This window comes from Streptomyces sp. 1331.2, from assembly GCF_900199205.1.
Classification (GTDB): Bacteria; Actinomycetota; Actinomycetes; order Streptomycetales; family Streptomycetaceae; genus Kitasatospora.
The window spans coordinates 4,759,084-4,775,374 of sequence record NZ_OBMJ01000001.1 but is presented as its reverse complement, the minus strand read 5'-3'; the positions used below and the strand labels follow the sequence as shown (position 1 = coordinate 4,775,374).

The 16,291-nt window shown below is 73.5% G+C and carries 15 protein-coding genes; 4 read left to right on the top strand and 11 right to left on the bottom strand.

The window, feature by feature from the left end; translation table 11 throughout:
• Positions 1–26 precede the first annotated feature (26 nt).
• On the bottom strand, positions 27–1,031 hold the full coding sequence (locus CRP52_RS20475; protein WP_097237725.1) for a hypothetical protein: 1,005 nt from the start codon (positions 1,029–1,031) through the stop codon (positions 27–29).
• A gap of 255 nt (positions 1,032–1,286) precedes the next feature.
• Between CRP52_RS20475 and CRP52_RS20470 the strand changes: the two genes are divergently transcribed.
• Together CRP52_RS20470 and CRP52_RS38370 are read left to right on the top strand one after the other, a co-directional pair.
• A complete protein-coding gene (locus CRP52_RS20470) occupies positions 1,287–1,913 on the top strand; it encodes a hypothetical protein (protein ID WP_097237724.1) in 627 nt (208 codons plus the stop codon).
• A 536-nt stretch (positions 1,914–2,449) separates the two neighbouring features.
• Entirely contained in the window at positions 2,450–2,890 is a 441-nt protein-coding gene (locus CRP52_RS38370; RefSeq protein WP_097237723.1) for a hypothetical protein, read from the top strand.
• A gap of 39 nt (positions 2,891–2,929) precedes the next feature.
• Here CRP52_RS38370 and CRP52_RS20460 read toward each other — a convergent pair whose 3' ends face one another.
• The 5 genes from CRP52_RS20460 to CRP52_RS20430 form a co-directional block, all read right to left on the bottom strand.
• Positions 2,930–3,499 (bottom strand): DinB family protein, encoded by a 570-nt coding sequence (locus CRP52_RS20460; RefSeq protein ID WP_097237722.1) that lies wholly within the window; start codon positions 3,497–3,499, stop codon positions 2,930–2,932.
• Positions 3,500–3,650: 151 nt separating this feature from the next.
• Complete coding sequence (locus CRP52_RS20455) at positions 3,651–4,838, bottom strand: S8 family serine peptidase (RefSeq protein ID WP_143685791.1); 1,188 nt, start codon at positions 4,836–4,838, stop codon at positions 3,651–3,653.
• Positions 4,839–4,930: 92 nt separating this feature from the next.
• Positions 4,931–6,379: a WXG100 family type VII secretion target gene (locus tag CRP52_RS37700; RefSeq protein WP_143685790.1), complete on the bottom strand. Its 1,449-nt coding sequence runs from the start codon at positions 6,377–6,379 to the stop codon at positions 4,931–4,933.
• A gap of 38 nt (positions 6,380–6,417) precedes the next feature.
• Entirely contained in the window at positions 6,418–6,882 is a 465-nt protein-coding gene (locus CRP52_RS20435; RefSeq protein WP_097237717.1) for a hypothetical protein, read from the bottom strand.
• A 97-nt stretch (positions 6,883–6,979) separates the two neighbouring features.
• Entirely contained in the window at positions 6,980–7,735 is a 756-nt protein-coding gene (locus tag CRP52_RS20430; RefSeq protein WP_097237716.1) for an endonuclease V, read from the bottom strand.
• Positions 7,736–7,938: 203 nt separating this feature from the next.
• Here CRP52_RS20430 and CRP52_RS20425 point away from each other — a divergent pair, with 203 nt between their 5' ends.
• Complete coding sequence (locus CRP52_RS20425; RefSeq protein WP_097237715.1) at positions 7,939–8,277, top strand: hypothetical protein; 339 nt, start codon at positions 7,939–7,941, stop codon at positions 8,275–8,277.
• 36 nt (positions 8,278–8,313) lie between these two features.
• Here the strand turns inward: CRP52_RS20425 and CRP52_RS20420 are convergent, their stop codons facing one another.
• Positions 8,314–9,078 (bottom strand): RDD family protein, encoded by a 765-nt coding sequence (locus CRP52_RS20420; RefSeq protein WP_097237714.1) that lies wholly within the window; start codon positions 9,076–9,078, stop codon positions 8,314–8,316.
• A 110-nt stretch (positions 9,079–9,188) separates the two neighbouring features.
• Positions 9,189–10,625: an RDD family protein gene (locus CRP52_RS20415; protein ID WP_097237713.1), complete on the bottom strand. Its 1,437-nt coding sequence runs from the start codon at positions 10,623–10,625 to the stop codon at positions 9,189–9,191.
• Positions 10,626–11,044: 419 nt separating this feature from the next.
• On the opposite strand from CRP52_RS20415, the gene CRP52_RS20410 reads away from it, so the two are divergent.
• Positions 11,045–11,461, top strand: a complete 417-nt coding sequence (locus CRP52_RS20410; protein ID WP_097237712.1) for an SsgA family sporulation/cell division regulator — start codon at positions 11,045–11,047, stop codon at positions 11,459–11,461.
• 93 nt (positions 11,462–11,554) lie between these two features.
• Here CRP52_RS20410 and CRP52_RS20405 read toward each other — a convergent pair whose 3' ends face one another.
• The 3 genes from CRP52_RS20405 to CRP52_RS20395 all read right to left on the bottom strand — a co-directional run bounded on the left by CRP52_RS20405 (position 11,555) and on the right by CRP52_RS20395 (position 16,281).
• A complete protein-coding gene (locus tag CRP52_RS20405) occupies positions 11,555–12,958 on the bottom strand; it encodes a glycosyltransferase 87 family protein (RefSeq protein ID WP_097237711.1) in 1,404 nt (467 codons plus the stop codon).
• Between the two features lie 170 nt (positions 12,959–13,128).
• Entirely contained in the window at positions 13,129–14,703 is a 1,575-nt protein-coding gene (locus tag CRP52_RS20400; RefSeq protein WP_097237710.1) for a glycoside hydrolase family 18 protein, read from the bottom strand.
• Between the two features lie 147 nt (positions 14,704–14,850).
• Positions 14,851–16,281, bottom strand: coding sequence for a sensor histidine kinase (locus CRP52_RS20395; protein ID WP_097240222.1), 1,431 nt, complete (start codon positions 16,279–16,281; stop codon positions 14,851–14,853).
• Between the last annotated feature and the right edge of the window lie 10 nt (positions 16,282–16,291).

Sequence of the window (16,291 nt, the reverse complement as noted above, 5' to 3'; positions counted from 1 at the left end):
GCATCCGGCCCGGCGACACCCCCGGCTCAGACCACCAGCAGCTCCACCACGTCCGTGCCCCCGGCCTGGTACGCCTCGCGCAGCTCGCCGCCGACCGCGTCCGGGTCGGCGGCCAGCCGGGCACCGGAGACGTACACCACGCGGATGCCCAGGTACTCCATCCGGTGCTGGCCGCCGCGTACCCAGGCGGCCTCGCCCTCGCTGACGCAGCGCAGGTCGGAGTCCACCTCCACCGCGACGCCGCGCTCCGGCCAGTAGAGGTCCGGCACACCGATGTAGGTGCCGCCGCACATCCGCAGTTCGGGGGCGCTCAGCGGGGCGGGCAGCAGCCACTCGTCCACCAGGTGGCCGACCCGCTCCAGCACCGCGTCCCGCTCGGCGGCGAGGAGTTCGTCCAGCGCGGCCCGCACCCGGGGTTCGGCGGTCAGCCCGGACTCGGTCAGCTCCGCCACCAATTCCCGTACCGTGCACCGGTTCTCCGGCCGCGCGACGGCCTCCCGCAGCACCTCGCGCACCGGCGCCGCAGCCTGCGGGTCCGCCGTCCACTCGCCCAGCGCGTCCGCGACCGCCCGGGCCACCGGCGCACAGGCCAGGCCGTGCACCGAGCGGGCCACCAACTCCCTTTCGGTGCGCCGGATCCGCACCGCGCCGACGTCCTTCAGGCGACGCTGACGGGGCACCAGGACGTCCACCCCCGTCACCGCGGGCAGCCGGGGCACGGCGGCGAAGCCGTACAGCGCGAGCGCGGCCGCACCGGTGATCACCGCGCCCTCGCGGCGGCCCTCCTCACGGCCGTTCTGCGCGGCGTACAGCAGCGCGGCCCAGATCCGCTGCTCCGGGGTGGGCTCCTCGGACTGCAGCAGGTAGACCCTGGGCAGCAGTCGCTGCCAGGGGCCGCCCCGGCGGCAGTGCCCGGTGATGACCCGGGCCGGCACGCCCCGGGCGCGGAGCTGACTCGCGGTGACGACGTTCTGCTGACGCTGCGCCAGTTCCTCCAGGGACGGCGGCGGCGAGGGAATCCGGTAGCTCATGCCGACACCATCCCCAACCACCCGGACCTGCGACCGAAAGGCTGACGCACTGTTACCCAACCGTCGCGAAACCGGGACCAGCCCGCACTAAAGTCCTCATACCCTCACTCATTTGGAGTAATTGACGCTCATCAGGTTGTCATACCTGATCGAAAACGATTGCCAGCCTGGTTGCCTGACCCAGAGTGACCAACCACATACGGCGAGGAGCCCCCAAGCGTCAATCGCACCCCAAGGATTGCCTAGGCTTACGTCATGTCACGTGACGAGACCGCCGGCCTCCGCGCGGCCCAGCTCCGCCTCGGCCGCCTGCCCGGATACGTCCGCCGCCCGGACCCGGCGCGCCGCAGCGGCGAGAAGGGCCATACGTACAAGAAGGGCTGGGAGGTCCGCTTCACCGCCCGCAGCGAGGCGGAGATAGCAGAGATCCGCGACCTCGTGGTCGCCGCCGGATTCGCCCCGGCCAGGCCGTTCTTCAAGGGCCACCAGCTCATCCAGCCGGTTTACGGCATGGCAGCGGTGCAGGCCTACCTCGCCGCTAGACAGGCGGCCGAGGAACACGCCGCCCGGGCCGCCCTCGGCCGGCGGCGACGAGCGGCGGGGCGGGCCGCCGGCGGGCACGGCGCCGCGGGTGCGCACCCGGCCGGTGCGCACACCCCTGGCGTGCACGCGGCCGGCGCGCACGCGGCCGGTCCGCACGCCGGGGGTGCGGCACACCGGTGCGAGCGCGAGGAGGCCGCCGCTGCGGCGACTGCGGCCGCAGCGGCGGCGACCGCCGTGCAGGCGGCCCGACGGCGGGCCGTCGAGGCCTTCCCCACCCAGGTCGAACGGGACACCGCCGCCGACCGGATCTCCCCCGCGGAGGCCCGGACGACCTCCTGACGGTCGGACACACCGCCCGTCCCCCCGCCCCGGTCGGCCGCACGCGGGTCCAGGCCGCCGGGGCACGGTCGAGCGGCACGGAGCCATTGGCAGCCGGGGCCGCACACCCCCGCCCGTCGCCACGCCCGGGACCGTGGTGATCGACGCCATGATCGTGCGCGCGGTTGTGAGGGCGGTAGTGCGGGCGCGGGTTCGCGCCGTAGGCGTGGACGTCCGCCGTCGGAACGCCTACGGTGGCACATCAACTGCCTTGCAGCCGAAGCCGTCCACACCCTCTGACCAGCCGCGACACGCTCGCACCTACGCTCCACGCACCACTGCGCAGCACCGTACCGCCGGCCCCGCGCCGGCTCCCCGTCGGCCCCCTGCCCGTCCGCCCCGCCGCCCCTCCGCTCCCGGTCGCACCGGAACCGGCCGGGCGGCGGCAGGTTCCGGGCATTCCATCGGATTGGTCACCCAGCGCACCGAGGGCCTACCGTAGAGTGAGCACAGATGATCGACCGTCAGAAACCCATCTCCCTTTCCGAGAAGACGAGATGACCAACCGTCACACGACTTCCGCCGGACCACCCCCGGGGCCCGGCGAGCCGGAGGACGTACCACTGGAGTTCACCGCGTTCTGCGAACTCCACCGCCCCCGGTACCTCAGCTACGCGCGGGTGTGGCTGACCGAGCACAGCACCGCGGCCGCCGCCGTCCAGCAGGCCTTCGCCGAAATCGCGGTGCACTGGCGCGAGTTGATGGGAAGCGCCAACCCGACCGCGCACGCCTGGGAGATCCTGCGCGGCATCGTCGCCGACCACACCCACCGGGCACCCGCGGCCCCGGACCGCCACCCGGCCGACGACGACCTGGCGATCCTGCACTACGTCGTCGGCCTCGCCGCCCCCGAGATCGCCGACGTCATCGGCACCGACGCCGCCAGCGTGGCCGGGCGACTGCGCCGCACCATGCTGCACGAGGCCTCCGGCTGGTGACCCCGCGCGCCGCCCGTCCCGGGCTCGTCCCCGGACGCCTCAGACCCGCTCGCCCGTGACGTCGTACAGGTGATGCACCGGGTCGTGGATCAGGTACCGGGCGAACGACTCCACCGTGAACCGCGCCCCGTCACTGCGGTTCCCGGTCCGCTGCCACTGCTCGCCGGCCACCCGCTCGAAGGCCGCGGCCAGCGCCTCCGCGGCCTCCGCCAACTCCGCCGCCACCACCTTCGGCTGCTGCTCGCCGTACCGCTCGGCGACGGCCGTCCCGTCCTGGTCCCAGTTCGGGAACACCGGGTCGTCCAGGTCCAGCATCAGGCCCAGCCGGACGTCGAACAGCCGGAAGACGTCCCGGACGTGGCACGCGTACTCCAGCTCCGACCAGACGCCCGCCTCCGGCCGGCGGCGCAGCCCGTCCTCCTCCCCGGCCAGCACCGCCAGCCAGCCCGCCGCATTGGCCCGGATCATCCCCGCCACGTCCTCGCGCACCACCCCGGGGGTGTCCAACCCGCAGTCCGGGCACCGGCGTTCCAGCACCCACGTCCAGTCCTTGGTGTCGGGGACGATCTCCCCGGCGGCAGCGCCAGCGGTGTTCTCAGAAGTGCTCATGGGCCCAGCATGGCGGCCACCGCAGCCACCCCACCAGCGGCAATGCCGCCAGCCGCCGCCGAAATGCTGCCAGCCCACCGGCGCATGCCCCCCGCCCCCGCCCCCGCCGACCTCGCCATCGCCGTCGTCGACCGATCCCGACCGGCGCCACTCACCACCGCCTCCGCCGCCCCCGCACCACCGCAAACACCGACAGCCCCAGCACGAGCACCCCTCCGGCGGCCGCCGCCCCGACGACAACAGCCGTCCCGCTTCCGCTGCTCCCCCCGCCGTCCGCTCCTGGCGCCACAGCCTCGTCCGTCGAATCATCAGCCGGCGGCGCGCCCTGCGATTCGTGCCGCCCCACCAACGGATTCTCACGGGGCCCGTTGTCCACACCCGGATTCGCCGCCAACGCCTTAGCGGGGTCGAGGATCCCATACCCGTACCGGTCGTTCGGCACCGTCGCTCCGTCCGAGGCGGGCGTAGCCGACTTGATCATCCGATTGATCACCTGCCCGGCCGACAGATTCGGATTCTTCGCCCGAATCAGTGCGGCAGTGGCGGACACATAGGCAGAGGCATCCGAGGTACCGTTGGCGACCCCGTACCCCGTTGAGGACTTCGCACTTGCCCGGTAGATCTCCGCCCCAGGGCCCGCCAGTGTGGTCTCCGGTCCGTAGGTGGATTTCTCCCACAGGTGTCCCTGCCGGTCGACCGCACCGACCGCCACCACTCCCGGATACGCGGCCGGGTACTCGACGGGGGCAGCTTGCTGTCCGCTGTTTCCGGTCGACGCCACGAGGACCACATCGTGGTCGACGGCATACTTGACCGCCGTTCTGGTCTCCTGGTCGGTCCCCGAGTAGCCGCCGATCGACATGTTGATCACCTTGGCGCCATGGTCAACGGCGAACCGGATGCCCTTGGCCAAGCCACTCTGTGCCATCGCACCCTCAGTGCTCCAACTCACCCGGACCGGAAGGATCTTGGCCTTCGGGGCCAATCCCATGATCCCGGCGTTGTCACCGTGGCCATGACCGGCGACAAGGCTCGCCATCCCGGTTCCGTGGCCGTCCTTGTCGACCGTGCCGTCAGTGCCTTCGCCAGTGAAGTCCGCACCGGCGACGACCTGGCCGACCAGGTCCTGGTGGTCCTTCATGACACCGCTGTCGATGACGGCGACCGTGACACCGTTGCCCTGCGATTCCGGCCACAACACGCTACTGGCTCGATAGTCGGACAACACCCACTGCGCGTCACGGGCGCTGTCCGCACAGGCCGGGCCTGTTCCGATCGCGGCGACCAGACCCCCTGCCGCCAGCGCAGCCATCCCACGCCGAAGCTGCCAGTCACCCAAGGCCGGTCACCCCACTCAGCACAGCGGCAACCCTCGTGGTCCATCAACCGCGAGGGCCCTGATCGAATCACCTGGTCTCCTGAGGACCAGGGTCATTTCACCACGTCGGGATTGGCGACCTCCTCCGACGCCCAGGTCTCCTCGTCCTCCACCAGGTAGTCCGGTCGCGTGCGCCCCTTCTCCTTGTCCGCGGCGCGCCCGTGAGCACCGCCGAACGGCACTGCCGGGCCTGCTGCGGCCCCGGAGGCACCCGCCGACTCCGCCCGGAGCCGACCGCGCTGCCCCAGACCGGACCCACCCTCGGTGAAGGCCCGTTTGCCGCCCGGGGCCGCTTCCCTCACCGGCACCTTTCCTCCTGGTACCGCCGGCTCGCCCTTACCGACCACCGTTCCGCCTGTCCGCGCGGTTCCAGGGCCCGCTACGCCGGGACTTCCGCCATGGATACCCTCAGCGGCCTTTGCGGATCCTCGCGGACCGGATCCAGGGCCGACCGGCTCGCCGCCTCGGCCACTGACCCCCCGCTCCACGGCCACCTGCTTCTCTCGTCCGCCACCGAACAGCCCTGGTACTGGCTCTCCCTTTCCAAGCCCGAACCAAGTGGGACCAGCGCCGATCTGAGGCCCGGATCCGATGAGGGTTGGTGCACCCGTCACTCCGGCCGGCTTTGACCCGCCCGTCATCGGCTGCGGAACGATGGTCACACCATCGACAGCGGTTCCTGCACCGAAGTTGGCGGGGCCGGGCTTCCCCGTAGCCTTGACCGTCCCGCCCGTGATCCCCGGTTCCGATGGAACCGGGGTGCCTCGTGAAACTGTCGACGGCTTCGGAGCGGCCCCGCCGGTGCTCACGCTGCGGCCCCGGGGATCTGCAGGGGCAACTGCGGATTTACCCACAACGCCTCCGGCCGAGGTCAGGTTGCCTGCTCCCGTACCGGCCATCACGCCGCCCACGGCGGCAACTGCGCTCTGATCGCCCGGGGTCTGGTCGTCGAAGTCATCCCGTCCGCCGGGATTCACCGGCGGCTTCTTCGGGTCGTAGGGCGGTGGAGCCTTCAGGGCCGGGGTCGCGATGCGGTAGTGCATGGCGAGGGTCTGCATGATGGCGGCGGCTTCGGCCTTCTTGCGGTTGGCGATGGGGATGTGGTCGTCGTCGCCGTCGCCGAAGAGGGAGGAGACGCCGTCGGCGACGTGGTCCTTGAAGCTGTCCCAGTTGCCGGGTTCCTCGGGCATGTCGTGTTTGGCCTTGGCCATGGCCTCGGAGACGTTGTGGAGGATGTTGGCCGCGTCGTTGGCGTAGGCGGCGGCGTTGTTGATGCTGGCGGCCAGGTTGAGCATGCGGGTGTGGAAGGCGTTGCTGGTGGTGCCTTCCCAGGTGGTGGCGGCTTCGGTGCTGGCCTTGGTGAGGGCGAGGCGGATCTGCTTGAGGGTGTCGGCGGCGTTTCGCCAGGGGTCGCCGGCCGCCATCACCGCGCCGGGGTCGAGGGCCTGCGCCATCGTGCGGAGCTGGGCGTGGCTGTACTTGGTGAAGTCGGTGTAGACCATGGGCGGTTCGCCTCCGTTCGTGGCCGGGCGGGTGGTGGCTAGATGGTGGCGTTGCCGCGGTGGGACGGGGTGAGGTTCTTCTCGTAGGCGGCCTGGCTGCTCGCCGAGGGCTTCTCCACGGACCAGCCGTCGCCGCCGAGTTTGAGCTTGCCGGCGGTGTGCTGGTCCTGTTCCTCGTAGTTGGTGGCGGTGAGTTCGGCCTTGTGCTGGGCGTCGTCGACGGCTTCCTGGAGCTGGTTGAGGACGTCGCGCAGCGCGTCCCGCATGGTGCTGTAGCGGCCGTGGATCTCGGTGGCTTCGGCGAAGGTGCCGAAGGCGTTCTTGCCGAGGCCGCTGCGCCCGTGGGTGTCGTTGCCGTCGGCGTGTTTCTGGAAGTCGGCGAGCAGGAGCCGTACTTGGCCGGCGAAGGTACGAAGCTGTTCGACTTCGACGCGGTAGCCCTGTCCGCTTCCCCCGGTCGATCCGGTTCCACCGGTGCTTCCGGTACCGGTCCCTGATCCCATGGCGGCGCCTCCCCCGTGCGTCCGTTCCTGGCGGTCGGGGCCGGGCCCCGGTGTCTCATGTCTAACACACGGGGCCCGAACCCCGCCCGGGGCTTGGTCAGTTCGCGGTCGTCCGGCTGTCGTGGGCTTCGGCGCGGCCTTCGGCGAGGGCTTCGGCGAGGGCGCGGCGGCAGAGGGAGTCGGCGTGCCGGGTGGTTTCGGGGAGGCGGTAGCGGGAGGCGAGGTGGAGGGTGGTGCGGACGGCGGTGTCGAGGTCGATCCGGTGGCCGACGGAGACGTAGACGGGTTTGACGCCGGGGCGGGTCCGTACGGCGCGGCCGACTTCCTCGCCGGTGGCGGGGTCGGTGAGCGGGGCGGTGGAGCCGCGGGGTGCGTCGGGCTCGTGGTGCTCGAAGGTGAAGGGGGTCTTGGCGACGCCGAGGGTGCGCAGCCCGGTGAGGACGCCGAGGTGGCTGGCGAGGCCGAGGCGGCGGGGGTGGGCGAGGCCGTAGCCGTCACAGACGACCGTGTCGGGGGTGCGGGTGAGGGCGGCCAGGGCGTCGAGGACGGCGGGGAGTTCGCGGAAGGCGAGGAGCCCGGGGATGTAGGGGAAGGCGATCCGGCCGACGGCGGTGGCCTGTTCGACGACCTCCAGGGTGTCTCGGTCGAGCAGGACGGCTGCGGCGGCGACGAGGTCGTGGTCGTCGTCGTAGGCGACGTCCACGCCGGCGATCAGCCGGCCGGGGACGCCCGGAACACCGGTACCGTCGTCGGGGTCGTCGGTGTCGTCGTGGGCCTGGACGAGCGGGCGCAGCCGCTGCTGTTCGGCGAGTGCCTCGGCCTCGGTGGTGGGCCAGTCGGCGGGGATGGGCACGGTCGGTTCCCCCGGTGCGTGGTGTCGACAGGTTGCGGTTCACCGTACCGACCGACGCGGACGACCCTGAGGTGAGCCCGTGCGCCCCCTGTGCCCCCGGGTCGGCGGGCTAGCCTGGAGGCAGTGAACTCCCTTGCCGGGTAGGACTTCTGGCACCGGTACCACTCCCGCCCGTTTCCCCCGACGTGCGAAGGACCCCCGTCATGCCGCGTCCGTCCGCTGCCCAGGCCTGCCTCGGCTCGTTCACCGTCGTCGCCGCCACGGTGGCGCTGTTGGCCGCCTCGGGCGCCTCGGGCGTCCTGGCGGTCACAGTGCTGGTGGTGTTCGCGTTGACGCTCGGCACCGTGGTGACGGTGCTCTCGCTGTCGGCGTCCTCGAAGCCGGACCCCGCCGTCGCGGCCCGGCCGTCCCCGGAGCCGCTTCCCGCCGAGAGCACCCCTGTCTCCGAGAACATCCCTGTCGCCGAGGACGCCCCGGCCGCCGAGGACGCCCCGGCCGCCGGGAGCGCCGCCGCCGGACACGCGTACGCCCGGCAGCGCTGATCCGCCGCCGGGCGCAGGCGCGTTGCGCGCCGCCGTTCAGACCTCCGTGGTGACCACCACGGTCTTCGCGACCTTGTCGTGGATGCACTGCCGGTACGGCTTGTCGAAGACGCCGAAGATCCCGTCGACGATCCACCAGATCGCGGCGCAGCAGAGCACGGCCGGGAGGATGAACACCGCGGCGCGGGTCCAGGCGGCGGACTGGGTGGGCGTGCTCCCGTCGACGAGCATGGCGACGCGGACCTTCACCGCCTTCTTGCCGAGGGTCTGGCCGTCCCGGCTGGTCATCAGGGCGTCGTAGATGAGGTAGAGGGCGCAGCCGATCCAGAACGCCTCGGCCGAGCCGTTGCGCTCGCTGAGGTCGGTGAAGGGAGCCACCACGATCACGCCGACGGCCTGCATGAGGACGTAGTCGATGAGCCGGGCGAGGATCCGCTTGGGCCAGGTGCCGATCGGCGGCATGCCGGGGACGGGCCCGGTGCCGGGGCCGCCGTACGTGCCGGGGCCGTAGCCGTACCCGGGCGGCGGCTGGTCCTGCGGCGGTCGGCCGTACGGGGACTCCCCGGACGGGGCTTCGCCGTACGGGTTCTGATCGCGGTTCGGCCCGGGGTACGGGGTGCCGCCGTAGGTGCCCTGGTACGCGCCGGGGCCGCCGGACGGGGTCTCCGCCGGGCCGTTGGACGGGGTCGGGCCCGACGGCTCGCCTTCCGGCGTTCCGCCGCCGGGCTGCGGGGACTGCTTGTCGAAGGAGGGCTTGCCGCCCCCCTCCGGCTGGGGGCCTGAGGGGTCGTGGTCGCTCATCCCCCGAGTAGAACACCGCCCATTCTCGACCTCCGGGATATTCCGTCCGTTTTGCCGCCGGGGGCGCGGAAGGGCGGGGACGGGCGCGGAAGCGCGGAGAAGCGCCGGCTTCAGCCGCGCACCACCCGGGTCCGGGCCGCGCGGTCCTGCCAGCCCCGCCGTGCCGGACGGTCGGCCACCGGCCAGACCAGGCCGAGCAGCAGCACGGTACCCAGCTGCCGGACGGCCCAGCGGAGCAGCGAACGGCCGAGGCTCAACCTGCCGCGGGCGGTGGGGGCGGTTGCGTCCACCACTCGGATCCCGACCAGCCGCTTGCCGAAGGTCTGGCCGGTCCGCGCGATCGGCAGCACCTCGTACAGCAGACCGGCGAACAGCAGGATGCCGATCAGTACGGCGATCTTGCCCAGCACGACGTCGTCCACGAGCCAGACCTGGACCTGGCGGCGGGTGAGGGCGCTGGCCATCCGGGCCTGGTCGAGTTTCTCCTGGAGGTGGTCGGACACCGAGCGGCCGAGCGGGATCCCGGCGGCGACGGCGACCACCAGCAGCACGAGGGTGTCCACCACCCGTGCGGCCAGCCGCCGCCCCAATCCGGCCGGCACGGCGGCGGGCGCGGAGGCGGCGGGCCGGCGCCGGACGGTGGCCTCCCGGGCCGGTCGCGGCACGGCGGGCATCGGCGTGGTGGGGGCGACCGCCGCGGGCTCCGCCTTGACCACGGGCACTGCGCCCGAGGCCTCGACGAGGGGCGTCGGGGACACCGCGGCCACCGAGCCTGACGCGGTCGCCGAGGCCACCGAGCCTGACGAGGGCGCCGAGGCCGCCGAAGTCTCCCGCACCGCCACGGCCATGGCCGGCGCAGCGGCCGCGGCCACCTCCACGGCAACCGCAGCGCGCTCCGGTTCCGCGCGCCCCTCCTCCGCCTCGGGCGCCCCCGGAAGCACCCCCCAGGAGACCCAGCGCGGCACGTCCCCGGTCTCCGCCAGCCCCCGCTGGGCCCGCGGATCGGCCTGCCAGCCGGACTCCCCGGACTCCCCGGACACCGGCTCGGCCACCGACCCGACCGTACGGAACACCGGCCCGCCGATGACCTCCGCCACCCGGGGCCCGAACACGAAGGACGCCCCGCCCGAGGTCTGGTCGAAGTACACCGGCCCGGTGTCACCCCCACCCGCCGGCATCAGGGTCTCCGGCCTCTGCCCAGAACCCGCTTCCGCCTCCGGCTCCGGCTCCGGCCCCGAGACCGCCTCCGGCTCCGAAACCGCCTCCGGGACCGCCACCGCCTCCGGCCCGGACCCCGGGGCCGCCACCGCAGGAACCACCGGCGGCGGCACCGCCCGGGCCGGCGGCACTGCCGCCCCGCTGCGCCGGGTCGCGTACCGGGGCGGCACCAGCACCTCGCCCTCGGCGGGCGCGAGCCGACTGGTGCCGGGCACCCAGGCCGAGCCGCCCCAGTACCGGACGAAGCCGGGGATGGAGGGGTCGGGGTAGTACCCCGGTCCGGGTGCGACGGCCGGGTCGCCGCCGTCGGCGAAGGGGCGGTCCGTCATGGGGGTCTTCTTTCCTGGCAGGTCCTGACGCGGGCAAGGGCGGGCAAGGAGGGACAACGGAAGGACGGGGGACGCCGTTACGGCACATCCGTCCGCGCGCGCACCCGGCGCACACCCGGCGCTCGGCGCACGTGGGGGCGCCGCCGATGGGCGGACAGTCGCTGGGCAGTCACAAAGGGTAGTACCTCGCCGAAGTCGCGACGGGAAGTTCGTCAATCCCCGGACAACGGCGGCCCGCCCGCGGTAAGGAACCGGGCGCGCGACCGGGCGCGCGCGCCGCGCAGCCGCCCGTTCACCACCCCTCGCCGAACTTCCCGAAGAAATCCCGGAAACGTGTGTAAGAGCCGGTGCGGACCGCCCTCTCAAAGGTCACAGGGCCCGGAACCGGGCACGACCCGAAGGCAGAGAGGAAGACGATCATGGAGCGCCCCGTCAGCGTCGTCGAGCACGAGCTGGAGCTCAACCTGGTGCTCTCGCCGGAGCACAGCGTGCCCGTCCCGGCGCGGTTGTCCTACGGCAGCCACGACCCGTACGCGGTCTACATCACCTTCCACCTGGACACCGGTTCCCCGGTGACCTGGGTGTTCGCCCGCGAGCTGCTGGTCGAGGGCACCTTCCGCCCGTGCGGCCAGGGCGACGTGCGGATCTGGCCGACCCGCTCGGGCCGGCGCAGCGTGCTGTGCCTCGCGCTGAGCTCGCCCGCCGGGGACGCGCTGCTGGAGGCGCCGCTGCCGGCCGTCGCGGCCTGGCTGGAGCGGGCTCACCGGCTGGTCCCGCCGGGCAGCGAGCTGGCGGCGCTGGACATGGACGGCTCGCTCGCCGAGCTGCTCGCCTAGGCGTGCGCGACAGCGTGCGCCGCAGGGCGCACCCGTACGTCCCACCCGAGCAAGGGCGCAACAGAGGTGACAGGAGCGGCCGCCCCCGCCGCCTCAGCGGGCCGCGGGGGCCTGCTGACGGCCGCGGGCGGTGTCCGGGCCGCCGCTGCCGTCGCGCTGTTCGGGCAGCCGGACCAGCGGGGCACCGGCGGAGCGCCGCCGGGCCCTTATCCGGACCGCGGCCGCGAGCAGGAAGCAGAGCCCGACCCACGGGTAGACCGAGGTGGGCAGCTGGCGCCACGGCGGCATGTGGAGGACGGCCGCACCCTCCGGCTTCGCCGCCCACATCGCGAAGGAGAGGAAGGCGACCAGCGTGGCCCAGAAGACGGCCCGCCAGCGCAGCCGGCGCACGGCGGCCGGGCGGGCGCGCTCGACGGAGGCCTCGGCGGCGAGCAGGACGAGCAGCGGAACGCACCAGACCCAGTGGTGGGTCCAGCTGATCGGGGAGATCAGCACGGCGGTGACGGCCGCGCAGCAGACGCCCCAGGCCTCGGCCCGGGGCAGCCAGCGGCCGCTGCGGGCGGCCCAGGCGGCGACGGCGAGCCCGGCCAGCGCGACCAGGCCGCCCCCGAGGGTGGCGAGGGTGCCGGGGTCGGTGCTGTGCAGCAGGCGGGCGAAGGCGCCGCGCATGGACTGGTTGTCGACGATCCAGGTCTTGCCGACCCGGGAGGAGTCGTAGAGGTACTTGGTCCAGAAGCCCCAGGTGGCGTCGGGCAGGACGAGGGCGCCGAGCAGGAACGTGCCGAGGAAGGTGAGGCCGGCCACGAAGGCGGCCCGGATCCGGCCGGTGATCAGCAGGTAGACCGCGAACAGGCCGGGGGTGAGCTTGATGCCGGCGGCGATGCCGATCGCCACGCCCTTGCTGCGGCGTCCGTCCGGGCGGGTGAGGTCCCAGAGGATCAGGCAGGCGAGCGCGAGGTTGATCTGGCCGTACCGGAGCGTGGTGAACACGGGTTCGAGCCAGACGCCGAGGCCGGTCACCAGGACGACGCCGATCGGCCGCAGCTCGCGGCGCGGCCAGCCGACCAGCTTGAAGGACAGGTGGGTCAGCAGGGCGAGCAGGCCGATGTTGCCGAGAGTGATCACCACCCGGAGGACGGGGACCGGGAACCAGGTGGTCGGGACGAACAGCATCGCCGCGAAGGGCGGGTAGGTCGCGGGCAGGTTCCACTCGGTGACGCGCAGCGCGTACAGGTCGGTGCCGTGGGCGACGGCGGCACCCTCGGCCCGGTAGACGATCATGTCCACCATCGAGGTGTGGACGAAGTGGCGCACCACGGCGTACCCGACCAGGGACAGCAGCGCCACGGCGGAGGCGGCCAGCAGCGGTCGGCGGGGAGCCCCGCGCAGGGCCCGGACGGGGGCGCCGAGCGCCCGGCTCAGCCGGTCCGACAGGGGGGCGGGCGAGGGGTCGGGTGCGGTCCGCACCGGGCTTCGCTCGTCTTGCACCGCTGTCACTTGTCCACTCCGTCCACCGCTCGGCCAACCAGCGACGATACCGGATGCCACCCGAACGGAGCCGAACGCAATCGACTACGCAAAGTGACAAAGACGCCCCGACCAGCCGTGCTGGGCTGCGGACTCGGCACGGACGGCCGGGGCAGAACAGGAACCCGGGCAGGCGGGCCTCAGCCCTTGTACGCCCCGAAGGCCCGGGTGAAGTCCAGCGGCTGCTGGACGATGCTGCTGCAGGTCGCGTCCGCATAGCCCTTGGCGCCGCCGTCGCAGGCCTTGTCGCGGGTGCCGGACCACATGGCCAGCCAGGCCAGGTGCTTGGCCGTCGCGAAGTCGGCGAGCTGCTGGGCGTCGGCCACGGTGAAGACCTCGCTGGCGACGTCGTTGACGCCGATCATCGGGGTGACCGCGACCTTGCGCCAGGCGGCCGCGTCGTCCAGCCCCAGCACGCTTTTGACCTGGGCCTGGGTGGCGGTGGCCGCGGCGATCGCGTACTTGCCCATCCGGCCCTGCGGGTCGGGGGCGACCCCGTCGCCGAAGTCCATCGCCATGATGTTGACGGCGCCGACGGCGACGCCATTGGCCTTGGCGCCCGCGACCAGGTCGACGCCCTCCTGGGTCAGGCCGGAGGGCAGCGCGGGCAAGGTGAAGGAGACGTCGAGGGCCTTGCCCCTGGCGGCGGCGTTCTTCTGCAGCTGGGCGACGGCCTGGGCGCGCCGGGTGTTGGCGGCGGCGTCGGCGATCGCGCCGCCCTCGACGTCGAAGTCCAGCTTGGTCGCCCCGTAGGCGTCCACGACCTTCTGGTACGCGGCCGTGAGGTCGGCGGTGGAGCCGCAGGCGAGGGCCAGCTCGTTGCCGTTGGCGCCGCCGAAGGAGATCCGGACGTCGCCGCCGATCGCCCGCAGCTCGCCGATACGGGCGGCCACCGCGTCGGTGGACAGGTCGCTGACGCCGCCCCACTTGGGCACGCAGCCGCCACCGGACACCACGAAGGCCAGGTTGAAGTCCTTCACACCGCTCGCCTTGGCGGTGGCGACCAGGTCGTACGGCGGGTAGAGCGAGGTGTCCACGTACGGGGCGAAGCCGGCCCCGGCGCCGGCCGGGGGAACGGGCACACCGGTCGCCGTGGGGGTGGCGGTCGGGGTCGGCGCCGGGGTGGTCGGCTTCGCCGTGGCGGTGGGGCTGGGCTTCGTGGACGCGGTCGCGGTCGCCGTCGCGGTGGCGGTCGGAGCGGTGGTCCCCGTCGGCGAGGCGGTGGCGGTCGGGCGCCCCGAGGGGGTGGGCGCGGTGCCGTCGCCGGGCTTGCAGGAGGCGTTGTTGATCAGGCAGTCGGCCGGTTCGGCCTGGGCCGCGCCCGTGCCCTGGGCGACGAAGCCGACCACCACGCTCCTGCCGGGCTCCAGTCGCCTGCTCCAGGCCTCCGGCTTGACCGTGACGTGCCGGCCGACGGCGGTGAAGGTGGCGTTCCAGAGGGAGTCGATCTTCGCCCCGACCGGCAGGTCGAAGCTGAGCGTCCAGTCCTCGATCGGGCTGCTGTCCGGGTTGGTGACCAGGTACTGCCCGGTGTAGCCGGAGTCCCAGCTGCTGGTGCGGCTGTAGACGGCGCCGAGCGAGGCGGCGCTGGCCGAGGTGGCGAGGAGGACCGTCCCGCCCGCGACCAGGGTGGCGGCGACCGCGGCGGCCCCGATGATCGCGCTCTTGCGGCTGCGCCTGCGGCGGCCGGAGCGACGGGTGGGCTGGGTGGTCATGGCGCGTTACCTCCGCGGATGCCTTCGGTCGGGTGACCGACGCTAGCGGCGGCCCGAGGGCGGAACGGGCGGGCTGAGCGAGCGGTAGAACTCCCTTAGGCCACCGTTAAGGAAGACGCCTCCCCGGGCACCTGACCCCTCCTCACCTCACCGCGGGAAGAGCATCCCCCGCGCTGCCGCCCGCGACCGCCTCCGCCCGGTCCGCACGGGCGCCGCCGCCTCCGGCCGGGTGCGCAGCCGCAGGCGGGTCTCGGCGCCGCCGAGCACGGCCGAGCGGCCGAGGGCGAGGTCCCCGCCGGTGGACTCGGCGAGCTTGCGGACGATGTCCAGCCCGAGCCCGGTGGAGCCCTCCCCGCCGTGGCCCTCGCCGCGCTTGAGGGCGGCGGCCGGGTCGCTGTAGCCCGGTCCGCCGTCGCCGACCAGCACGATCACCGAGCTCTCGGTGGCCAGGACGTCGACCGAGAAGGCGGTGCCGACCGCGGTGTGCCGGAAGACGTTGCCGAGCAACGCGTCGACGGCGGCCGCCAGGTCCCCGCGCTGGACGGGTACGGGGGCCGCCCGTTCGGCGCCGGCGAGCTGCCAGCGGCGCCCCTCGTCCTCGGCCAGTGCGGACCAGAAGGCGACCCGTTCGCGGATCACCTCGGCGGCGTCGCAGCCGACCGCGACGGCGGGCGCGGCCTCGGGGGCGCGGCGGGCGGAGCGGATGATCTGGTCGACCTCGCGCTCCAGTTGGGCGACCGCGTGCCGGGTGGCGTCGGCCGCGTCGCCGTCGCCGAGCGAGGCGGCGTTGAGGCGCAGCACGGTCAGCGGGGTGCGCAGCCGGTGGGACAGGTCGGCGGCCAGTTCCCGTTCGGCGGCGAGGAGTTGGACGACCCGGTCGGCCATGGTGTTGAACGCGTGGCCGGCCTCTCGCAGTTCCTCCGGGCTGCCGTCGACCTGCTTGCCCGCCACCGGGACGCGTACCGCGAGGTTCCCGGCGCCGAGCGAGCGAGCGGCGCCGGCGAGCCGGCGGGCGGAGGCGACGATCCGGTTGCCCATCCGGTCGGCGACCAGCACCGAGATGGCGACCAGGGCGAGCGCGACGGCGGAGAGCACCAGCCAGGCGGTGGAGACGCCCCGGGTGAGGTCGCTCTCGGCCACGAACACCTCGACCACGGCGGTCCGCCCGGTGTCCACCGCGACCGGCTGGAGCAGCGCGTAGCCGCCAGCCACCTTCACGGTGAAGGAGCGGCCCTGCCCGCCGGCCGTGGCCACGTCGGCGTCGGCGGCCCGCCCCTCACCCAGCGTCGGCCCGACCGGCCCGGCCGGGGGGCCGATGGCGACCGGCTGCTCGGCGGCCGGCAGGTGGACCGCCATCCGCCCCTGCCCGCCGGCGTCCGTACTGGCCAGGGCCCGATCGACGGCGTCCCGGTCGGTGGTGATCGCCAGGGCCGGCCCGAGCGCCGCCGCCTGCCGCTCGGCGGCGGTGAACGCCCGGTCCCGCGCGGTCTGTTGGACCATCAGGCCGAGTGGGATGAGGAAGGCCAGCGCGACCATGGTGGTGCCGGCCACGGCGGCCTTGATCAGGGCCCAGCGCAGCGAGCGCCCG